This window comes from Hydrogenophaga flava NBRC 102514 (genome assembly GCF_001571145.1).
In the GTDB taxonomy this organism is placed as follows: Bacteria; Pseudomonadota; Gammaproteobacteria; order Burkholderiales; family Burkholderiaceae_C; genus Hydrogenophaga; species Hydrogenophaga flava.
The window spans coordinates 77,832-97,004 of sequence record NZ_BCTF01000009.1 but is presented as its reverse complement, the minus strand read 5'-3'; the positions used below and the strand labels follow the sequence as shown (position 1 = coordinate 97,004).

The window sequence follows — 19,173 nt, the reverse complement described above, 5'->3', positions numbered from 1 at the left end:
CCCCCGGTTGTCTTCTGTTTCCCTGCGAATTCCAATCAACCCGACGCCGTCCCTGTGACGACAGCCCCAGACATGAAATTGCCTGCATCACTTCTTTGCGCCGCCGCAGCGGCCGTCCTGTCGTTCAGCGCTCATGCTCAGACCGCCAAGCCCGATCTTGCCAAGGGTGCTGCCCTGTACGGCCAGGTGTGCGTGGCCTGTCACGCGGCCGATGGCAATTCGACCACGCCCGCCAATCCCAAGCTCGCCCGCCAGCACCCGGAGTACCTGGTCAAGCAGCTGCAGGAGTTCAAGTCGGGCAAGCGCGACAACGCGGTGATGAAGGGGTTTGCTTCCGCCCTGTCCGACGAGGACATGCGCAACATCGCCTACTGGCTGGCCGACCAGAATGCCACCACCGGTTTTGCCACCGAAAAGGACTTGGTCCGCGTCGGTGAGCGCATCTACCGGGGTGGCATCCAGGATCGCCAGATCGCCGCCTGCGCTGGCTGCCACGGCCCCACCGGGTCTGGCATTCCGGCCCAGTACCCGCGTCTGTCGGGCCAACATGCCGAGTACACCCGCACCCAGCTCAACGCGTTCCGCGCTGGTGCCCGCAACAACAACGCCCAGATGACCGGCGTGGCCGCCAAGATGAACGACATGGAAATCAAGGCCGTGTCCGATTACATCGCCGGCCTGCGCTGACCATAAGACCCCCGCGGACCCGGGGGATATAAGCAACCAATAATGTTTGGCGGGAAAATGCGGGTGCGATTGCATACCGGTTGAACTGCCAGACCACTGGCGACTCACAACAGGGTGTGTTCTGGCTGTACCGGAACCGCCCTGTTTCTGTTTTCAACGCTTTCATGACCGCTTCCACCCAAGGTTTCCAGCTCCGATCCGGTTCCCGTGTGCTTGGCAACATGGTGGAGCTGCTGTCGTCGATGCGGTTCGCGATCTCGCTGCTGACGGTCATCTGCATCGCTTCGGTGATCGGCACCGTCGTCAAGCAGCACGAGCCGCTGAACAACTACGTCAACCAGTTCGGACCGTTCTGGGCCGAGGTGTTCGGCAAGGCCGGCCTGTTCACGGTCTACAGCGTCTGGTGGTTCCTGCTGATCCTGGCGTTTCTGGTGATCAGCACCTCCCTGTGCATCGTCCGCAACACCCCCAAGATCTTTGCCGACTTCAAGGCCTTCAAGGAAAACATCCGCGAGCAGAGCCTGAAGTCCTTTCCTCACCGGGGGGAAAGCACGCTGGCCGAAGCGCCCGAGGCGGCTGCGCACCGGGTTGGTCAGACGCTGCTGGCTTCCGGGTGGCGGGTGAAGTTGCAGTCGCGAGCGGTGTCGGAAGGGCAGGGCTGGATGGTCGCCGCCAAGAAGGGCACGGCCAACAAGATCGGCTATCTGGCCGCGCACAGCGCCATCGTCCTGGTGTGCATCGGTGGCCTGCTGGATGGCGACCTGATCGTCCGTGCCCAGATGTGGTTCAACGGCAAGAGCTCGTTCAGCGGCGGCGGCATGATCGCCGACGTGCCCGCACAGCACCGTCTCTCGCCTTCCAACCCGACCTTCCGTGGCAACCTGCTGGTGACCGAAGGCACCAGTTCGTCCACCGCCATCCTCAGCCAGTCCGACGGCGTGATGCTGCAGGATCTTCCGTTCTCGGTCGAGCTCAAGAAGTTCATTGTCGAGTACTACGACACCGGCATGCCCAAGCTGTTCGCCAGCGACATCGTGATCCACGACCACGAGACCGGCGAAAAGAAACCCGCGCGCGTCGAGGTCAACCACCCGGCCAACCACCGCGGCATCAACATTTACCAGAGCAGCTTCGACGACGGTGGTTCGAAGGTGAGCCTGCAGGCCTACCCGATGGGTGCCGTGGTCGCTCCGTTCGAGATTTCGGGTGTGATCGGCGGCTCGTCCTCGCTCACCAATGGCGACAGCAAGCTGACCCTCGAATACACCGGGCTCCGGGTCATCAACGTCGAGAACTTCAGCCAGGACGACAGCGCTGCCACCGATGTGCGAAAGGTCGACCTGCGCGAGTCGATCGAGAGCCGGCTGGGCTCGGGTCACAAGACGGTCACCGAAAAGAAGCTGCGCAATGTCGGCCCCAGCATCACCTACAAGTTGCGCGACGCTGCCGGGCAGGCGGTCGAATTCCACAACTACATGCTGCCGATGGAGCTGGACGGCGCACGGGTCTATCTGATGGGCGCCCGCGAAACCCCGTCCGAACCGATGCGCTACCTGCGCGTGCCTGTGGACGACAAGGACAGCATCGAGGGCTTTGTGCGCCTGCGCTCGGCGTTGGCCGATCCGGCGATGCGGGCCCAGGCGGTCAAGCGCTATGCCGCGCTGGCCGTGGAACCCGACAAGCCGGAGCTCAGCCAGGCGCTGGAGGCTTCGGCGCAGCGGGCCATCAGCCTGTTTTCCGGCGCCGAAAAGCTGCCGCCAGCCAAGGATGTGCCTCCCGGGATGGACGCCGAGATCCGTGGCGGCCTTCCCGCTGTGTCGGCGTTCCTTGAATCCAATGTGCCCGAGGCCGAGCGTGAGCGTGCCAGCGAGGTGCTGGTGCGCATCCTCAATGGCACGCTGTTCGAACTGGCCCAGTTGGGCCGTGAGAAGGCGGGCCTGGCGCCACTGCCTCGGGACGACGCCACCCAGCGGTTCATGTCGCGCGCGGTGCTGAGCCTGAGCGACAGCTTCTACTACCCGGCGCCGATGACCTTCCAGCTCAAGGACTTCCAGCACGTGCAGGCCAGCGTCTTCCAGGTGGCCCGCGCGCCCGGCCAGACCATCGTCTACCTGGGCTGCGTGTTGCTGATCCTCGGTGTGTTTGCGATGCTGTATGTGCGTGAACGGCGCGTCTGGATCTGGCTGGCGCCGGGTGCGGATGGCCACAGCCAGGCGTCCATGGCCCTGTCTTCCAATCGCAAGACGATGGAGTCGGATCAGGAGTTCGACCAGTTGAAGACCCAATTGCTGAAGGTGAATACATGAACACAGCGACCCAGACCTTTGAACTGAAGAACAACCGGCAGGGCGTGGGCCTGGGCCCGGGTTTTCTCGCCAGCCGCACGGCGTGGGACTGGCTGTTCGCCGCCCTGGTGATCGGCGGGGCCGCCTGGGCGTTTGTGCGTTACGACGCCGCGATGGACATCTACGAAAAGTGGATCCTGGTGGGTACCGCCCCGGTGCTGATCTGGCTCGGCTGGTTCTGGCGCCCGATGAGCCGGCTGATGGCGGTGGTCGCGGCCTTGCCCTTGCTGGCGATCTGGCTGTACCTGCCCCCGGACGGCGGGGCTGCTGTGCTGGCGCGCGCCGACACGGTGTTCCTGCTGAAGTACTTCATCTCCAGCCAGTCCGCGATCCTGTGGATGAGCATGCTGTTCTTCATGAGCACGGCGTTTTACTGGGTGGGCATGTTCTCGCGCGATGGCAACACCTTCGAAGCGCTGGGTTCGCGCATGGCCTGGGTGGCGGTGACGCTGGCGCTGGTCGGCACCATGGTGCGCTGGTTCGAGAGCCACCAGATTGGCCCGGACATCGGCCACATCCCGGTCAGCAACCTCTACGAGGTGTTCGTGCTGTTCTGCTGGATGACGGCCGCTTTCTATCTGTACTACGAAGACCAGTACAAGACGCGCTCGATGGGTGCCTTCGTGATGCTGGTGGTCAGCGCTGCGGTCGGGTTCCTGCTCTGGTACACGGTGGTGCGTGAAGCTCACCAGATCCAGCCGCTCGTGCCGGCGCTCAAGAGCTGGTGGATGAAACTGCACGTGCCGGCCAACTTCATTGGCTACGGCACCTTCGCGATTTCGGCCATGCTGGCCTTTGCCTACCTGATCAAGCAGAGCGCCAGCGAAACCCGCTGGTACAAGCTGGCACCGCTGTTCATCCTCGGTGTGGTGCTGTGTTTTGAACCCATCGTGTTCCGCCAGGGAGCGACCGAGAAGGGCGGCAGCTACTGGTTCATCTATTTCGGCATTTCAGCCCTGATCGTCGGTGGCATTCTGGCAGTGCGTGGTCGCATTGCCGCGCGCCTGCCCAGCTTCGAGGTGCTGGACGACGTGATGTACAAGGCGATCGCAGTCGGCTTCGCCTTCTTCACCATCGCCACTGTGCTCGGCGCCTTCTGGGCCGCCGAGGCATGGGGTGGTTACTGGAGCTGGGACCCCAAGGAAACCTGGGCCCTGATCGTCTGGCTGAACTACGCGGCGTGGCTGCACATGCGCCTGATGAAGGGCCTGCGCGGCACGGTCGCGGCCTGGTGGGCCCTGGTCGGCCTGGCCGTGACGACGTTCGCGTTCCTGGGTGTGAACATGTTCCTGTCGGGGCTTCACAGCTACGGCGAACTCTGATTCCCGAACTTGTAAGAAACTGGCGGCTCCCACGACGGATGTCCATCCTCAGGAGCACGCCATGATCATCCGGTCCACCGACAACGGTTTCCAGCACCCCCTTTCCAGCGAGATCACGCCACGCGACGCATACCTTGGGCGCCGTGAATGGATGCAGCGCATGGCGCTCGGTGCCGGCGGCGCAGCCCTCGCTGCGTGGGCATCGCGCGATGCGCTCGCGCAGGCGGCGGTGACTCGGCCTGGCAAGCTGCTGCCTCTGCCGTCGGTGCGGTCCACGGTGGCGGGTGCCCAAGCCCCCGACAAGCTAACCAGCTACGAGCACGCGAGCACCTACAACAACTTTTACGAGTTCGGCACAGACAAATCCGACCCGGCGGCGTATGCAAAGACGCTGAAACCACGGCCCTGGACGGTGTCGGTCGAGGGGCTGGTCAACAAACCGCGGACGTTCGGTATCGACGATCTGATGAAGCTGTCGCCGATGGAGGAGCGCATTTACCGCCTGCGCTGCGTCGAGGGCTGGTCGATGGTGATTCCCTGGGTGGGCTTTTCGCTGGCCGAGCTGATCCGCCAAGTGGAGCCCCAAGGCAGCGCCAAGTACGTCGAGTTCGTGACCTTGGCCGATCGCAACACGATGCCCGGTGTCACCTCCAATGTGCTGCTCTGGCCCTATGTGGAGGGCCTGCGCATGGACGAGGCCCGTCACCCGCTGACCCTGCTGGCTTTTGGCATGTATGGCGAGGTGTTGCCGAACCAGAACGGCGCACCTGTGCGGCTGGTCGTGCCGTGGAAATACGGCTTCAAGAGCGGCAAGTCGCTGGTGAAGATCCGGTTTGTGGAAAAAGAGCCGAAGACGGCGTGGAACATCGCTGCGCCGCAGGAGTACGGCTTCTATTCGAACGTGAACCCCGATGTGCCGCACCCCCGCTGGAGCCAGGCCACCGAGCGCCGCATCGGCGATGAGGGTGGTCTCCTGGCCAAACGACGGAAGACCGAGCGTTTCAACGGCTATGAAGCGCAGGTCGGCTCGATGTACGCGGGCATGGACCTCAAGAAGTTCTACTGATGCGCTGGCTGGGCCATCCGGCGGTCAAGCCGGTGGTGTTTGTGTTGTGGCTATTGCCATTGGCGTGGCTGGTATGGGCGGCATTCAATGACCGGCTGGGTGCCAATCCGGCTGAAGCGCTGATCCGTTCGCTGGGCGACTGGAGTCTGCGAGCGCTGGTGCTGGTGCTGCTTGTCACTCCCCTGCGCGTGTGGATGGGCTGGCCACAGCTGGCACGGTTGCGCCGCATGCTCGGTCTGTTCGTGTTCTTCTACGCCAGCCTGCACTGGCTGGCCTATGCCTGGTTCGACATGGGCTTCGTGTGGCAGGACATCGTGGCCGACGTGCCCAAGCGCCCGTTCATCCTGGTCGGCACACTGGGCTGGCTGCTGCTGCTGGTGCTGGCGGCCACGTCGTTCAACCGGGCCATCCGCTGGCTCGGGGCGGCCCGCTGGCAAGCACTGCACCGATCCGTCTATGCGATCGCCGCGCTGGCAGTGCTGCATTTCTTCTGGATGCGCGCTGGCAAGCAGGACTTCGCTGAGGTGGCGGTGTACGCCGCCATTCTTGGCGGCCTGCTGGGATGGCGTCTGTGGCGCCGGCTCAAGCGCCCCATGCGAAACGGCGCTGTGGGAATGGTCAGCGCGCGGGATCGGTAGCGGGTTCAGCTGGCGGGGCCGGGACCGTACTGTTGGCGGGATTCGTGGGGGCTGGTTTCGCCGGAGTCGATGCCGATGCCTTAGGGGCTGGCATGTAGAGCGGGCCCTTTTGGCCGCAGCCCGTGATCGCCGTCGACACGACCAGCAAGGCCACCGCAGACCAGGCACTGCAACGGAACATACGGCCACCTACAATGGTTTTGTTCGACATAGTGGTGGCATTGTAATGACCGATTCCGAGTACATGGACCTGGCCGAAGCGCTCCTCAAGGCTGTGGAGCGCGGCTGTGACCGCATCAATGATGAGAGCGATGCCGACCTGGACAACCAGCGGGTGGGTGGCATGGTCACACTGACGTTTTCCAACCGCAGCCAGATCATCATCAACCTGCAGAAGCCGCTGCATGAAGTCTGGATGGCGGCGCGCGCGGGCGGCTTTCATTACCGTTGGGATGGGTCCCAGTGGATGGACACCAAAGGACATGGTGAGTTCTTTGACCACCTGTCGCGCTGCGCCAGTGAGCAGGCGGGGCAACCGCTGAGTTTCAGTTTCTGAACAGGTCCAGGATGCTGCGCCGGTCCTCCCCTTCGGCGGGAGCCTTGCCGGTGTCTCCGGCGTCCTGATCGCTGGACGCCGGGTCCCCGGTCGGCGTTGAGCCTGGCCAGGGGTCGTTCAGCCCCAATCCGCGCACACCGCGGCCCGGGCCGTACTCTTCGTAGTACCACTCGTTGCCAACATGGATCACCCCGGCCGGGGCCTCGATCTCAGCCACTGGCACACCCTTGAGTGCCTCTGTCATGTAGGAAATCCAGATCGGCAGGCTGAGGCCGCCGCCGGTTTCGCGGCTGCCCAGATTGCGTGGCGTGTCGTAGCCGACCCAGGCGGCCGCCACCACGGTGGGCTGGTAGCCGACGAACCAGGCATCCATCGAATCGTTGGTTGTGCCAGTCTTGCCATACAGGTCGGGGCGCTTGAGCACCGCCTGGGCACGTGCCGCCGTGCCCGAGCGCGTGATCTCCTGTAGCAGGTTGCTCATGACAAATGCGTTGCGCGGCTCAATGGCTCGCTGCGATTCGGTTGGGGCCTCGGGCTGGCTTTCGTACAGCACCCGTCCCTTGTGCTCGACCACCTTGGTGACCAGCGAAGGCGTCACCCGATAGCCGCCATTGGCGAACACGGCGTATCCGGCTGCCATCTGCATGGGGGTGACGGCTCCGGCGCCCAGGGCCATGGTGAGATACGGCGGGTGCTTGTCGGCCTCGAAGCCAAAACGGGTCACCCATTCCTGGGCGCTTTGTGTACCCACGAGCTGCAGCACTCGGATGGACACCATGTTCTTGGAGCGCGCCAACGCACGGCGGACCGACATCGGTCCTTCGAACTGGCCGTCGTAGTTCTTGGGTTCCCAGGGCTTGCCGCCGGTTTCGGCGGCGGAGTAGAACAGCGGTGCGTCGTTCACCACGGTCGTCGGCGTCACCCCCTTCTCAAGGGCCGCCGAATACACGAATGGCTTGAAGCTGGAACCCGGTTGGCGCCAGGCCTGTGTCACGTGGTTGAACTTGTTTTTCTGAAAATCGAAACCACCCACCAGGGCCCGAATCGCTCCGTTGCGAGGGTCCAGCGCCACAAACGCAGACTCGACCTCCGGCAACTGGGAAATCCGCCAGGAGTTGTTCTGCCCCTTGACCACCCGAATGACCGCCCCAGGTCGGATGCGGATATTCGGCGCGGCGCGCTCGCTCAAGCCCGATGCGGCGGGGCGCAAGCCCTCTCCCGTGATCTCAAAGGGGTCCCCGTCCTGCCGGATGGCCACCACCTTGCGGGGGCTGGCAGACAGCACCACGGCCGACATCAGGTCATCGCTGTCAGGGCGTTCGTTAAGGGCCTCGTCGATCGCATCCGCCTGCGCAGCTTTGTCTTCGGGCAGGGTGATGAACTGTTCGGGGCCGCGGTACGCCTGGCGACGCTCGTAATCCAGGATGCCCTGGCGCAACGCCCGATAGGCCGCTTCCTGTTCGTTGGCCTTCAGGCTGGTGGTGACCACCAGACCTCGGGTGTAGGCTTCTTCCCCGTATTGCTGCACCATCGCCTGGCGGACCATCTCGGCCACATATTCGGCATGCACCTTGAGCTGTACATTCATCGGGCGAAGCTTGAGCTCCTCAGCCTTGGCCTGCTGCGCCTCGTCGGCCGTGATGAATCCGTTTTCCAGCATGCGGTCAATGATGTAAAGCTGCCGGGTGCGGGCCCGCTTCGGATTGCTGATCGGGTTGTAGGCCGATGGTGCCTTGGGCAGGCCGGCCAGCATCGCCGCCTCGGCAATGGTGACGTCCTTGAGCTGCTTGCCGAAATAGGTTTGCGCGGCGGTGGAGAACCCATACGCGCGCTGACCCAGGAAGATCTGGTTCATGTAGATCTCGAGGATCTGTTCCTTGGTCAGCAGATGCTCCAGCTTGAACGTGAGCAACACCTCGTAGATCTTGCGGGTGTAGCTCTTTTCCGCGGAGAGATAGACATTCCGCGCCACCTGCATCGTGATGGTGGACGCACCCTGGCTTTTGGCCTGTCCCAGATTGGCCAGAGCCGCTCGCAGCATTCCGCGGTAGTCAACCCCGCTGTGCTCGAAGAACCGGGAGTCTTCGATGGCCAGCACCGCATTCTTCATGACATCCGGAATGTCCTTGATGGACAGCAGATTGCGCCGTTCCTCTCCGAACTCCCCGATCAGTTGGCCATCGGCGGTGAGCACACGCAGCGGTAACTTCGGTCGGTAGTCGGCCAGATCGGCCACGTCAGGGAGATTGGGATAGGCCACCGCCAACGCCAACCCCACGCCCATCAGCAATGCAAGCGTCGACGCGACCGCAAGCCCGGCGAGGGTGGCCAGCCCCTTGCCAATCCATCGAAGCACGAGGGGCGCACCGGTCGGGTGGTCGGGTCGTGATGCGTCGGTTTCTTGGGCCATGCGTTGGGTGGAAAGCTGTGTTGGAACATCAAAACTCAGGCCCCTGAGTGACGACCCGGAACACTGGCTCCATATTGTCGACGGTCAGGGCTGGTCACGGCCTTGGGGGTGGTGTTCCACGGTCTACCCCCGACTTTTTGCGTATGCTTTTGACAACGTTTCTGTTTGTGCCAAACATGTAAATTCTTTGCTGCACAAAGGGCTTGCTGCTAGCATTGAAGTGATTTCTTAAGTCCGGCGCCCTCTGGCGCCACCATTTCTGGGGGCCACCTTGATCTCATTGGGGTCGTTTTTTAGCCGGGATCCGGCGCCGCTGCTGGGCATCGATGTGAGCTCGTCGAGTGTCAAGCTGGTTGAACTGGGCCGCAACCGATCCGGAGATCTGGTTCTTGAGCGATGCGCCATTGAGCCCTTGGAGCGGGGCTGGATCACCGATGGCAACATCGAAAAATTCGACGAGGTGGCGGAGGCGGTTCGCCGGGTGGTACGCAAGAGCGGCAGCAAGACAAAAAACGTCGCCATGGCTCTGCCGGCGTCGGCTGTGATCACCAAGAAAATCGTTCTGCCTGGCGGCCTGTCAGACAAGGAGCTGGAGGCACAAGTCGAGTCAGAAGCCAATCAGTACATTCCATTTTCACTTGACGAAGTGAGCCTGGACTTCTGTGTGATTGGTCCTAGCGCCAATTCTGTTGGGGATGCCGAGGTGCTGATTGCAGCATCTCGCAAGGAAAAGGTGTCTGATCGCCAGGGTCTCGCTGAAGCAGCTGGGCTGAAGCCGGTGATCATGGACGTGGAGCCCTTCGCCTCTCGTATGGCTGCGGGCCGTGTGATCGAGACGCTGCCCAACCAAGGTGTCGACTCACTGGTGGCACTGTTTGAAGTAGGCGCGATGACCACGAGCATGCAGGTGATGCGCAACGACGATGTGTTGTACGAGCGTGACCAGGCATTTGGCGGTGCACAGCTTACTCAACTGATTGTTCGACAGTACGGGTTTTCTGCCGATGAGGCGGAGGCGAAAAAGCGCTCGGGTGATTTGCCAGACGACTATCGGTCTGCCGTCTTGGAGCCATTCATCGAGAGCATGGCTCAAGAGGTTGGCAGGGCACTCCAGTTTTTCTTTACCAGTACGCCGCACAACAAGGTGGATCACATTTTGCTGGCTGGTGGAAGTGCTGCTCTGCCAGGGTTGACCGAAGCGGTGACCCATCAAACCTCCTTCGCGTGCATGGTGATCAATCCGTTTGACGGCATGGAAATGGCCTCTTCCGTTCAAGCGAGAAAGATCGCCAGGGAGGCCCCGTCCTATCTCACCTCCACCGGTCTTGCCTTGCGGAGGTTTCACCAATGATTCTCATCAACCTGCTGCCGCATCGCGAAGCAACGCGAAAGCGGCGGAAAGAGCAGTTCTTCACCCAGCTGGGTTTGTCTGCTTTGCTCGGCGGCATCATCTGTGGCGCGGTGTACACGTGGTACCAAGGCCGTATCGCCGATCAGCAAGCGCGCAATGCATTTTTGAAGCAGGAAACGGCGCGGTTGGACGCCGAGATCAAGGATATTGCGACTTTGCAGGCACAGATTGCATCTCTGCGTGCTCGTCAGACAGCAGTTGAAGATCTTCAAGCAGATCGCAACATGCCGGTCCATCTGCTGGAGGAGTTGGTGGGCGAGTTGCCTGACGGCATTTATCTGCGAAGCATGAAGCAGGAAAATCAAAGCGTCTTGCTGACAGGTACGGCTCAATCGCAGGAGCGGGTTTCCGACTTTTTGCGCAGTCTTTCAACCAAGACCAAATGGCTGATCAAGCCGGAACTGGTCGAAATTGTTGCAGCCAATGCCTCCGTATCCAGCAAAGAGCAGCGCAGAGTGTCCAACTTCACAATCCGCGCCATGCTGAATCGTCCGTCCAGTAGCTCTAAGGCACCTGAAACGGCCGTGGTGAAGCCGTCTAAGCCCGCGGCGCGCGCTGCTGTGGCAAACAAGGTCTGAAGGGTTCTCCAAAATGGCAAAACCCCCCAAAGTATCGGTCGACCTGAAATCGGTTCAGGAAAAGCTGCGTATCCAGTTTTCTGGGCTTGATCCCAACGATCCATCCCAATGGCCCGCTCTGCCGAGGAATCTGCTTTTTATCGTGGTATGTGCTGCGGTTATTGCGGCACTGTGGTTTACATGGTTGAAGACTGTTGATGAAGAGCTCTTGACCGAACAGGCCCGCGAACAGACGCTTCGTGATGACTACCGAAAAAAGCTGGTGCAAGCAGTCAACTTGGATGCATTGAAGAAGCAGTTGGAGCAGGTGCAGCAATACGTTGCACAACTTGAGAAGCAGCTTCCAAGTAAAGCCGAAATGGATGCGCTCCTTTCCGATATCAACCAAGCTGGATTGGGAAGAAGTCTTCAGTTTGAGTTATTCCGCCCTGGTCAGGTCTCGGTCAAGGAGTATTACGCAGAGCTTCCAATCACGGTCAGGGTCACTGGCGGGTATCACGACATTGGCCTATTTGCTGCGGATATCGCCAATTTATCCCGAATCGTGACATTGAACAATTTGGCGATCGTTCCTGTAAAAGACAGGGATGGCTTTTTGACTCTTGATTGCGTTGCCAAGACATTTCGGTATCTTGATCAGGATGAAGTTGCAGTGCAGCAGAAAGCGACCACGGGAAAGAAGCCTTCAGGTAAAAAGTTGACTGAGGCGGTCAAATGAACTACAGATGCTTTGTCGGCGGGGGGGTGATTTTGGCATTGGCTTTGAGCGTTGCTGGCTGCGCGGACTCCGATCAGGAGGAGTTGAGTGCATGGATGCAGCGTGAACGGAACTCCATCAAGCCGGATGTTAAGCCCATCCCTGAGCCAACCAAATTTGAGCCTTACGCTTATGGCGGCGAGCGCTTCGTTGAACCGTTCAGCAATGAAAAGCTTGCCAGTATTCTGAAGAGCGGGCAGACATTGCCTTCCGGACAGTCTGCGCTTATTGAGCCCGAACTTAATCGGAGGAAGCAGCCCCTTGAGGCGTTTCCTCTGGATACCATGAAGATGGTTGGCAGCTTGAATCGAGGCGGTCAGCTTGTTGGGCTTCTGAAGGTTGGTGCTTTGTTGTATCAGGTATCCCCTGGGAGTTATTTGGGTCAAAACTACGGGCGCATCCTGAAAATTGAAGAAAACCAGATTGTCTTGCGCGAAATTGTGCAGGACGCAGCCGGTGAGTGGATTGAGCGACCTGCGGCACTGCAGTTACAAGAGGAATCGACCAAATGAAAAAGATGCATCAGGTGGCGTTGCTTGGTGGGCGTCATACCGCTCTGCGTGGGCTGTCATTATTCGCGGGCTCTTTGCTGGCCTGTACTTTTGCTTTTGCGCAAAACTCCATTCAGTCATTGACAGGCAGTATTCAGTCGGGCGCTGAAGTGATTCGCATTGAGACTGCTGAACCGCTGAGCGCAGTTCCCTCTGGGTTCACGATTCAGTCTCCAGCGCGCATTGCTCTGGACTTCCCAGGCGTCGTCAATGGGATTGGTCGCAGCGCCCTGGATATCGGTCAGGGCAATATCCGCTCCGCCAATGTTGTGCAGGCGGGAGATCGGACCAGGGTGGTCATCAATCTCAAGCAGCCATCCACATACCAGGCCAAGCTGGATGGCAAAACTTTGTTGTTGGTTCTGGACGGCTCAGCCTCGGCTTCGGCGGCCCCAGTGGTACAGACCGCTCCTGCGGCATTTGCTCCTTCGGGGAATGCAGATCCCGCAGCGCTCAAGGACATCGACTTTCGTCGCGGGGTGGGCAACTCGGGACGGGTGGTTGTCGAGCTTGCAAACAACCAAACTGGTGTTGACATCCGACAGCAAGGTAAGGATCTGGTGGTGGACTTTCTCAAGACCACACTTCCGGAAGGCCTGCGGAGAAAGCTGGACGTTACCGATTTCGGTACTCCAGTTCAGTCTGTCGTGACGAGCCAGGTTGGAGACCGGGTGCGCATGTTGGTGACCCCTACAGGTCTGTGGGAGCATTCCGCGTATCAAAGTGATAACCAGTTTGTGCTGGAAATTCGGGAACAGAAGCTGGACCCGTCCAAGCTGACTCAGGGGCCTGGTTACAACGGTGAAAAACTGTCTCTTAACTTTCAGAACATTGAGGTTCGCTCACTGCTGCAGGTGATAGCTGATTTCACCAACTTCAACGTGGTGACTTCAGACTCAGTTTCCGGTGCAGTGACCTTGCGTCTCAAAGATGTGCCTTGGGATCAGGCCTTGGACATCATCCTCCAAGCCAAGGGTCTTGGGATGCGCAAAAGCGGCAACGTGCTCTGGATTGCACCGAAAGACGAAATTGCTGCACGTGAGAAGCAGGAGCTTGAGTCCAAGGCATCTGTCGAAAGTTTGGAGACCCTGCGTACGCAAGGCTTCCAGATGAACTACGCCAAGGCCAGCGACATTGCCGGGCAGATTTCCGGTGCTGGCGGGTCATCCGGTGCTGGTGGAGCCAGCGCGCGCATTCTTTCAGCCCGCGGTAGCGTCATTGCAGAGCCCCGTACCAACCAACTGTTCGTGACAGACGTTCCTTCCAAGCTTGAGCAGGTTCAGCAGCTGATCGCCAAACTGGATATACCGGTTCGCCAGGTGCTGATCGAGGCACGCATTGTGGAGGCCGACGATCGTTTTGGCCGGTCGCTGGGAGTTCGGTTGGGCGGCAGTGACTTGCGTGGGGTCCGCGGAGGCGAGGCGGGATACCCTGTCAGTGGACCCAACCGGGTGGCCATTGGTGGCAGTTACAACGCGGTGTCCAGCACCACTGTTGAGTCTGAAAACACGCTGGATACCATCAACACCAGCTTTGTTAACCTGCCGTCGACTGGTGCAGGTGGCTTCCTGCCCGCTGCTTTCGCCGTGTCGCTGTTCAGTTCGGCGGCCAATCGGTTCCTTAACCTCGAAATTTCGGCACTTGAGGCGGATGGTCGCGGCAAGATTGTTTCCAGCCCCCGCGTTGTGACTGCCGATCAGGTGAAGGCGCTGATTGAGCAGGGAACCGAATTCCCCTACCAAACAGCGACATCCAGCGGAGCCACTGCGGTGGCTTTCCGTAAGGCCAACCTCAAGCTGGAAGTGACACCCCAGATCACGCCGGAAGGCAACATCATTCTGGATGTGGATATCAACAAAGACAGCCGTGGCGAGACGACTGCTGCTGGCATTGCCATCAATACCAAGCATGTACAGACACAGGTGCTGGTGGAAAATGGTGGCACTGTGGTAATCGGTGGTATTTTTACTGAAGAGGAAACCGAAGACGTTGCCAAGGTGCCTTTGTTTGGGGATCTGCCGATTGTCGGGAATCTGTTCAAGAACAAGAACAAGTCGTCGCGTAAGCAGGAGTTGCTGGTCTTTATTACGCCGCGCTCGATCACTGAAGGCGCCATGGCGCGTCGTTGAAATTACTGGAATTAGGAGTTACGCATGCTGAAAAAAACGGCGCAAGTTGCGGGAAGTCTGGCGGTGGCGTTGGCGTTGGTGTCTTGCGGAGGGGGGGGTGACATTGCAGGGGATTCGACTGAATTTTCGGTCAGTCCAGATGAGGCCACGCTGACGGTGATTTCTGCTACCGGCAGCTGTGCCAGTGCTGCCAACGCCGATCCAACCGTTTTTACGATCATTGGTGGGCAGGCACCTTTTCGCATCGTCAATGCAAACCCTGGAGGCTTGATCGTTGACAAGACCGAGGCCACAGGGAAAGACCCGAAATTCACGGTCCGACCGACTGGGCAATGTGGCGATCCATTTGTGATTACTGTTCTGGATTACCACTCTAGGACCGCGACAGTCGAGTTCACTGTAGAGGCAGAGAAGCCTGATGAGGAAACCACTCCAGCCGAGTGATCGTCTGGGCAGCGGGTCTGCCTGAATATCGAGCGGCGCTTGCTGTCCTTGGTGATGGCAGGCGCCAATGTCCTTAATGAGTTGATCATTTGTCCTCCATCGCACTGATCGGTTTGCCGGGCTCTGGCAAGTCGACCATCGGCCGGCAGCTTGCGCGTCGGCTCTCCCTCTCCTTTGCGGATTCCGATCACGTGATCGAGCATCGCCTGGGATGCTCGATCCGTGAGTTTTTTGAGCGTGAGGGGGAAGATCGGTTCAGGGACATCGAAGAGTCGGTGATCGATGAGTTGTCCCAAGGGCAGGGCAGTGTGCTTTCCACAGGTGGGGGGGCTGTGTTGCGCACGGTCAATCGGCAGCGGCTTCACGACCGCTGTCAGGTGGTTTACCTTCGGTCTTCTCCAGAAGAGGTGTTCCGGCGTTTGCGCCATGACCGAAACCGGCCGTTGCTGCAGGTGGCCGATCCCCTGCAGCGGCTCAAGGACCTGTATTCGGCGCGCGATCCTCTGTACCGGGAGGCTGCGCACTATGTCATCGATACGGGCCGGCCTTCGGTGGCCACGCTGGTGAACATGATCGTCATGCAGCTGGAACTGGCGCCGGAAGCTTCCGCGCGAGGTGGGCCCAGCCTAGTTTGACTTCGCCGGTCTTTTCGGGCGGTCAATTCCTGGCCCTACACTTGGGCTATGCACAGAGATCTTTCCCCCGTGGGCGGCGAGCAGGTGGTCATCAACCTGGGCGACCGCAGCTATTGCATCGACATCGCGGCAGGCTTGCTCGACCGGGCCGAAGCCTTTTCGGGACTGCCGTCGGCCTCGACCGCCATGATCGTGACGAACGACACCGTGGCGCCCATCTATCTGGAACGCCTCCGGGGTTCTCTGGCACCGCACTACCGCTCCGTGTTGCATGTGGTGTTACCGGATGGAGAAGCCTTCAAGACATGGGAGACGCTGAACAGGATCTTCGATGCCTTGCTGGGTGCAGCGTGTGACCGGAAGACGGTGCTGTTTGCTCTCGGGGGCGGCGTGGTGGGTGACATGACTGGTTTTGCCGCCGCTGCGTTCATGAGAGGCGTGCCATTTGTTCAGGTACCCACCACGCTGCTGGCGCAGGTGGACTCCTCGGTGGGGGGTAAGACGGCGATCAACCACCCGCTGGGCAAGAACATGATTGGCGCCTTCTACCAGCCTCAGCGGGTGCTGTGCGATCTTGCGACGCTCGAAACCTTGCCGGAGCGCGAGCTGAGTGCGGGGCTTGCCGAGGTGATCAAGTACGGGCCCATCGCCGACATGGCGTTTCTGGAATGGATCGAACGCAACATGGCGGCGCTGCGCGTGCGGGATCCGCAGGCCATGGCGCATGCAGTCAAGCGCAGCTGCCAGATCAAGGCGGAGGTGGTGGGCCAGGATGAACGCGAGTCGGGCTTGAGGGCGATCCTCAACTTTGGCCATACCTTCGGCCATGCAATTGAGGCGGGCATGGGGTATGGCGCCTGGTTGCACGGTGAGGCGGTGGGGTGTGGCATGGTGATGGCCACTAGGCTGTCCGAGCGCATGGGGCTTGTCGACAAAGCGTTTGTCGAGCGCATCAAGGCGTTGGTTGAGGCGGCTGGGTTGCCGGTTCGCGCGCCTGTGCTGGATGTGGGCGACAACGTGGGGCGCTACCTTTCCTTGATGCGGCTGGACAAGAAGTCCGAGGCCGGCGAGATCCGGTTCGTGCTGGTGGACGGGCGCGGGAACGCCCTGATGCAGGGGGCACCCGATGCGGTGGTGGGTGAGGTGATCGTTGAAAGCTGCGTCACGTGAGACACCGGTCTTCGTGTTGACGCCCAGGATGGTCATTCCCCCCCCAATGCCCGCACGGACGCTGCTGGCGTCCTACGCAGCCGATCCGGCGAGCAGCCGTGGGCGCCGTTTTGCCGAACCCGACGCGCCCACCCGTTCTGTGTTCCAGCGTGATCGCGACCGGATCATCCACTCCACCGCTTTCCGGCGCCTCGTCTACAAGACGCAGGTCTTCCTGAATCACGAAGGCGATCTGTTCCGCACCCGTCTGACGCACTCCCTAGAGGTGGCGCAGCTGGGGCGCAGCATCGCCCGCACGCTGGGCCTGAATGAAGACCTGGTCGAGGCGATTGCCTTGGCCCACGATCTGGGTCACACGCCCTTCGGACATGCCGGCCAGGATGCACTCAATGCGTCGATGAAGGCTGCGCGCCCGGATACATACACGACCGACGAGGCGGACTGGGGTTTCGAGCACAACCTGCAGAGCCTGCGGGTGGTCGATGCGCTGGAGGAGCGCTACCCGGCGTTTGATGGCCTGAACCTGACCTTCGAGACCCGGGAGGGCATTCTCAAGCACTGCTCAAGAATCCATGCGGAACGCTTGCTGAAGGCCGAACCCGGCGGTGTGGCCCAGCGCTTCGTGTCGGGCGGCTGCCCGTCGCTGGAGGCGCAGCTGTGCAACCTGGCCGACGAAATTGCCTACAACGCCCACGACATCGATGATGGCGTGCGTTCCGGGCTGCTGACGCTGGAACAGATCTCCGAAGTGCCCCTGTTTGACCGCTACCGCCGCCAGGCCCTGGGCGCACATCCCGGTCTGGGGGGGCGCCGGCTGCTGTTCGAGACGATCCGGCTCATGCTCAGCGACCAGGTCTACGACGTGATCGATACGACACGGGCCCGCATCGTGGCCTCGGGGGTGGAAACCATCGATCAGGTGCGTGCGCAGGCGCGTCCGCTGGTGGGCTTCTCCGAAGCCATGAAGGCCGAATCGCAGATGCTCAAGCACTTCCTGTTGCGCAACCTCTACCGCCATCCCCAGGTGATGGACACCACGGAGCGGGCGGCCCAGGTGGTGACCGAGCTGTTTTCGATGTACCTCGAACGACCGGACGAATGGCCTCATTCCCCGCTTAAAGTTCGCCAGCCCGCGCGGGCTGTGGCCGACTACATCGCCGGCATGACGGACCGCTTTGCGATCCGGGAGCATCAGCGCCTCAGCGGCCGCGTGCTGTTTCCCTGAGTGTCCATGAGCCATCTGTCAGCCCCCGTGCGCTCCACCGCCACCGATGGCCAGGGCCTGGCTTTGGTGGTGGTCGGGGTGGGCGTGTGCTCCGCGCTGCATGTGGGCAAACTGCCGGTGGCGATTCCGCATCTGCAGGCCGAGCTCGCGCTGAACCTGGTGCAGGCAGGTTTTCTGCTGTCGCTGGTGCAGTTGGCGGGCCTGTCGCTGGGGTTGGTCGTCGGCCTGCTGGCCGATCGGCTGGGCCCGCGCCGTGTGATGCTCGTTGGTCTGTGTGTACTGGCCGCGGGCAGTGCAGGGGGCGCACTGGCGCCAGATGTGAACCGGTTGCTGATGTTCCGGGTGGTGGAGGGGGCGGGTTTTCTTCTGACGGTGCTGCCGGCGCCTGGCCTGCTGAGGCTGCACCTGCATGATCCGGTGCGCCTCTCCAGGGCGTTGGGCTGGTGGGGCACCTACATGCCGATGGGCACCGCGCTCGCGCTGTTGCTGGGCGTACCGCTGATGGCCTGGTCGGGCTGGCGCGCCACCTGGTGGCTGCTGGCGCTGTGCAGTCTGGCGGCGGCAGCCTGGCTGGCGCTGCGGGTGCCTGCAACCGTTGCCGGAGATGCCGAACCGGCCAACCCTTCGTCCCTCTGGCCGCGACTGAAGCGAACCTTGCGTGCGCCAGGGCCCTGGCTGGTGGCGTTGGGTTTTCTTCTCTATTCGGGTCAGTGGCTGGCGGTCATTGGCTTTCTGCCCACGATCTACATGCAGGCAGGCCTCCGGGCTGCCGAAGTGGCGGTGCTGAGCGCGCTGGCCGCGGCGGTGAACATGGTGGGCAATGTGGCCGCGGGGCGGTGGCTGGCCCGGGGGGCGCGGCCCGGGATGTTGGTGGCGCTGGGCTACGGCGTGATGGCGGCGGGAGCGGTGGTTGCGTTTGGCGCCGTTGGTTATCCGGTGCTCCAGTACCTGGCGGTGCTGCTGTTCTCATCCGTCGGTGGACTCATTCCCGGTACGCTGTTTGGCATGGCCGTGGTGCTGGCTCCTGGCCGGGACACGGTGTCCACCACCGTTGGCTGGATGCAGCAGTTCTCCGCCCTGGGCCAGTTCATCGGTCCGCCCGCGGTGGCCTGGTGGGTGACTCGCGTCGGAGGCTGGCACTGGACCTGGGTGCTGACGGGGGCGTGCTCCCTGCTGGGCTTGCTGCTGGCCGTGCGGCTGCAGCGGGAGTGGACTGCACAGCCCAGGGGCGCGGCCCACTGAGGGGCGA

General features: G+C 61.3%; 18 protein-coding genes. 16 read left to right on the top strand and 2 right to left on the bottom strand.

Going from position 1 to position 19,173, the window contains the following annotated elements:
• Positions 1-72 precede the first annotated feature (72 nt).
• The 5 genes from HFL01S_RS09900 to msrQ all read left to right on the top strand — a co-directional run bounded on the left by HFL01S_RS09900 (position 73) and on the right by msrQ (position 6,058).
• Positions 73-687: a c-type cytochrome gene (locus HFL01S_RS09900; RefSeq protein ID WP_066257898.1), complete on the top strand. Its 615-nt coding sequence runs from the start codon at positions 73-75 to the stop codon at positions 685-687.
• 164 nt (positions 688-851) lie between these two features.
• Complete coding sequence (locus HFL01S_RS09895) at positions 852-2,993, top strand: cytochrome c biogenesis protein ResB (protein WP_066257999.1); 2,142 nt, start codon at positions 852-854, stop codon at positions 2,991-2,993.
• Positions 2,990-4,354 (top strand): c-type cytochrome biogenesis protein CcsB, encoded by a 1,365-nt coding sequence (ccsB, locus tag HFL01S_RS09890; protein ID WP_066257896.1) that lies wholly within the window; start codon positions 2,990-2,992, stop codon positions 4,352-4,354. The genes HFL01S_RS09895 and ccsB overlap by 4 nt, the downstream gene beginning before the upstream one ends.
• 61 nt (positions 4,355-4,415) lie before the next feature.
• Positions 4,416-5,420 (top strand): protein-methionine-sulfoxide reductase catalytic subunit MsrP, encoded by a 1,005-nt coding sequence (gene msrP, locus HFL01S_RS09885; RefSeq protein ID WP_066257894.1) that lies wholly within the window; start codon positions 4,416-4,418, stop codon positions 5,418-5,420.
• The gene (msrQ, locus tag HFL01S_RS09880) at positions 5,420-6,058 is read left to right on the top strand and encodes a protein-methionine-sulfoxide reductase heme-binding subunit MsrQ (protein WP_066257892.1); all 639 of its coding nucleotides are present in this window, start codon (positions 5,420-5,422) and stop codon (positions 6,056-6,058) included. Before msrP ends, msrQ begins: the two co-directional genes overlap by 1 nt.
• On the opposite strand, the gene lptM is transcribed toward msrQ, so the two are convergent.
• A complete protein-coding gene (gene lptM, locus HFL01S_RS24655) occupies positions 6,039-6,239 on the bottom strand; it encodes an LPS translocon maturation chaperone LptM (protein ID WP_157538827.1) in 201 nt (66 codons plus the stop codon). The two genes, msrQ and lptM, sit on opposite strands and share 20 nt — an antisense overlap.
• A 45-nt stretch (positions 6,240-6,284) precedes the next feature.
• On the opposite strand from lptM, the gene cyaY reads away from it, so the two are divergent.
• Positions 6,285-6,614, top strand: coding sequence for an iron donor protein CyaY (cyaY, locus tag HFL01S_RS09875; protein ID WP_066257890.1), 330 nt, complete (start codon positions 6,285-6,287; stop codon positions 6,612-6,614).
• Here cyaY and HFL01S_RS09870 read toward each other — a convergent pair.
• Positions 6,604-9,024 carry a penicillin-binding protein 1A gene (locus tag HFL01S_RS09870; RefSeq protein ID WP_066257889.1) on the bottom strand — a complete coding sequence of 807 codons (2,421 nt, stop codon included), beginning with the start codon at positions 9,022-9,024 and terminating at the stop codon, positions 6,604-6,606. The two genes, cyaY and HFL01S_RS09870, sit on opposite strands and share 11 nt — an antisense overlap.
• A gap of 271 nt (positions 9,025-9,295) precedes the next feature.
• On the opposite strand from HFL01S_RS09870, the gene HFL01S_RS09865 reads away from it, so the two are divergent.
• The 10 genes from HFL01S_RS09865 to HFL01S_RS09825 all read left to right on the top strand — a co-directional run bounded on the left by HFL01S_RS09865 (position 9,296) and on the right by HFL01S_RS09825 (position 19,166).
• A complete protein-coding gene (locus tag HFL01S_RS09865; RefSeq protein WP_066152775.1) occupies positions 9,296-10,375 on the top strand; it encodes a pilus assembly protein PilM in 1,080 nt (359 codons plus the stop codon).
• Positions 10,372-11,013 carry a PilN domain-containing protein gene (locus HFL01S_RS09860; protein ID WP_066257888.1) on the top strand — a complete coding sequence of 214 codons (642 nt, stop codon included), beginning with the start codon at positions 10,372-10,374 and terminating at the stop codon, positions 11,011-11,013. Before HFL01S_RS09865 ends, HFL01S_RS09860 begins: the two co-directional genes overlap by 4 nt.
• Before the next feature lie 13 nt (positions 11,014-11,026).
• Positions 11,027-11,731, top strand: coding sequence for a type IV pilus inner membrane component PilO (locus tag HFL01S_RS09855; protein ID WP_066257886.1), 705 nt, complete (start codon positions 11,027-11,029; stop codon positions 11,729-11,731).
• The gene (locus tag HFL01S_RS09850) at positions 11,728-12,282 is read left to right on the top strand and encodes a pilus assembly protein PilP (RefSeq protein ID WP_066257884.1); all 555 of its coding nucleotides are present in this window, start codon (positions 11,728-11,730) and stop codon (positions 12,280-12,282) included. Before HFL01S_RS09855 ends, HFL01S_RS09850 begins: the two co-directional genes overlap by 4 nt.
• Before the next feature lie 5 nt (positions 12,283-12,287).
• Positions 12,288-14,450, top strand: coding sequence for a type IV pilus secretin PilQ (locus HFL01S_RS09845; protein WP_066257997.1), 2,163 nt, complete (start codon positions 12,288-12,290; stop codon positions 14,448-14,450).
• A 24-nt stretch (positions 14,451-14,474) separates the two neighbouring features.
• Positions 14,475-14,894 carry a hypothetical protein gene (locus HFL01S_RS25055; RefSeq protein ID WP_157538822.1) on the top strand — a complete coding sequence of 140 codons (420 nt, stop codon included), beginning with the start codon at positions 14,475-14,477 and terminating at the stop codon, positions 14,892-14,894.
• 89 nt (positions 14,895-14,983) lie between these two features.
• Positions 14,984-15,529, top strand: a complete 546-nt coding sequence (locus HFL01S_RS25665) for a shikimate kinase (RefSeq protein WP_066257882.1) — start codon at positions 14,984-14,986, stop codon at positions 15,527-15,529.
• Positions 15,530-15,577: 48 nt separating this feature from the next.
• The gene (gene aroB / locus HFL01S_RS09835; RefSeq protein WP_066257881.1) at positions 15,578-16,699 is read left to right on the top strand and encodes a 3-dehydroquinate synthase; all 1,122 of its coding nucleotides are present in this window, start codon (positions 15,578-15,580) and stop codon (positions 16,697-16,699) included.
• A gap of 28 nt (positions 16,700-16,727) precedes the next feature.
• Complete coding sequence (locus HFL01S_RS09830; RefSeq protein WP_245644771.1) at positions 16,728-17,924, top strand: deoxyguanosinetriphosphate triphosphohydrolase; 1,197 nt, start codon at positions 16,728-16,730, stop codon at positions 17,922-17,924.
• 6 nt (positions 17,925-17,930) lie between these two features.
• Positions 17,931-19,166 (top strand): MFS transporter, encoded by a 1,236-nt coding sequence (locus HFL01S_RS09825; RefSeq protein WP_066257877.1) that lies wholly within the window; start codon positions 17,931-17,933, stop codon positions 19,164-19,166.
• Positions 19,167-19,173 lie beyond the last annotated feature (7 nt).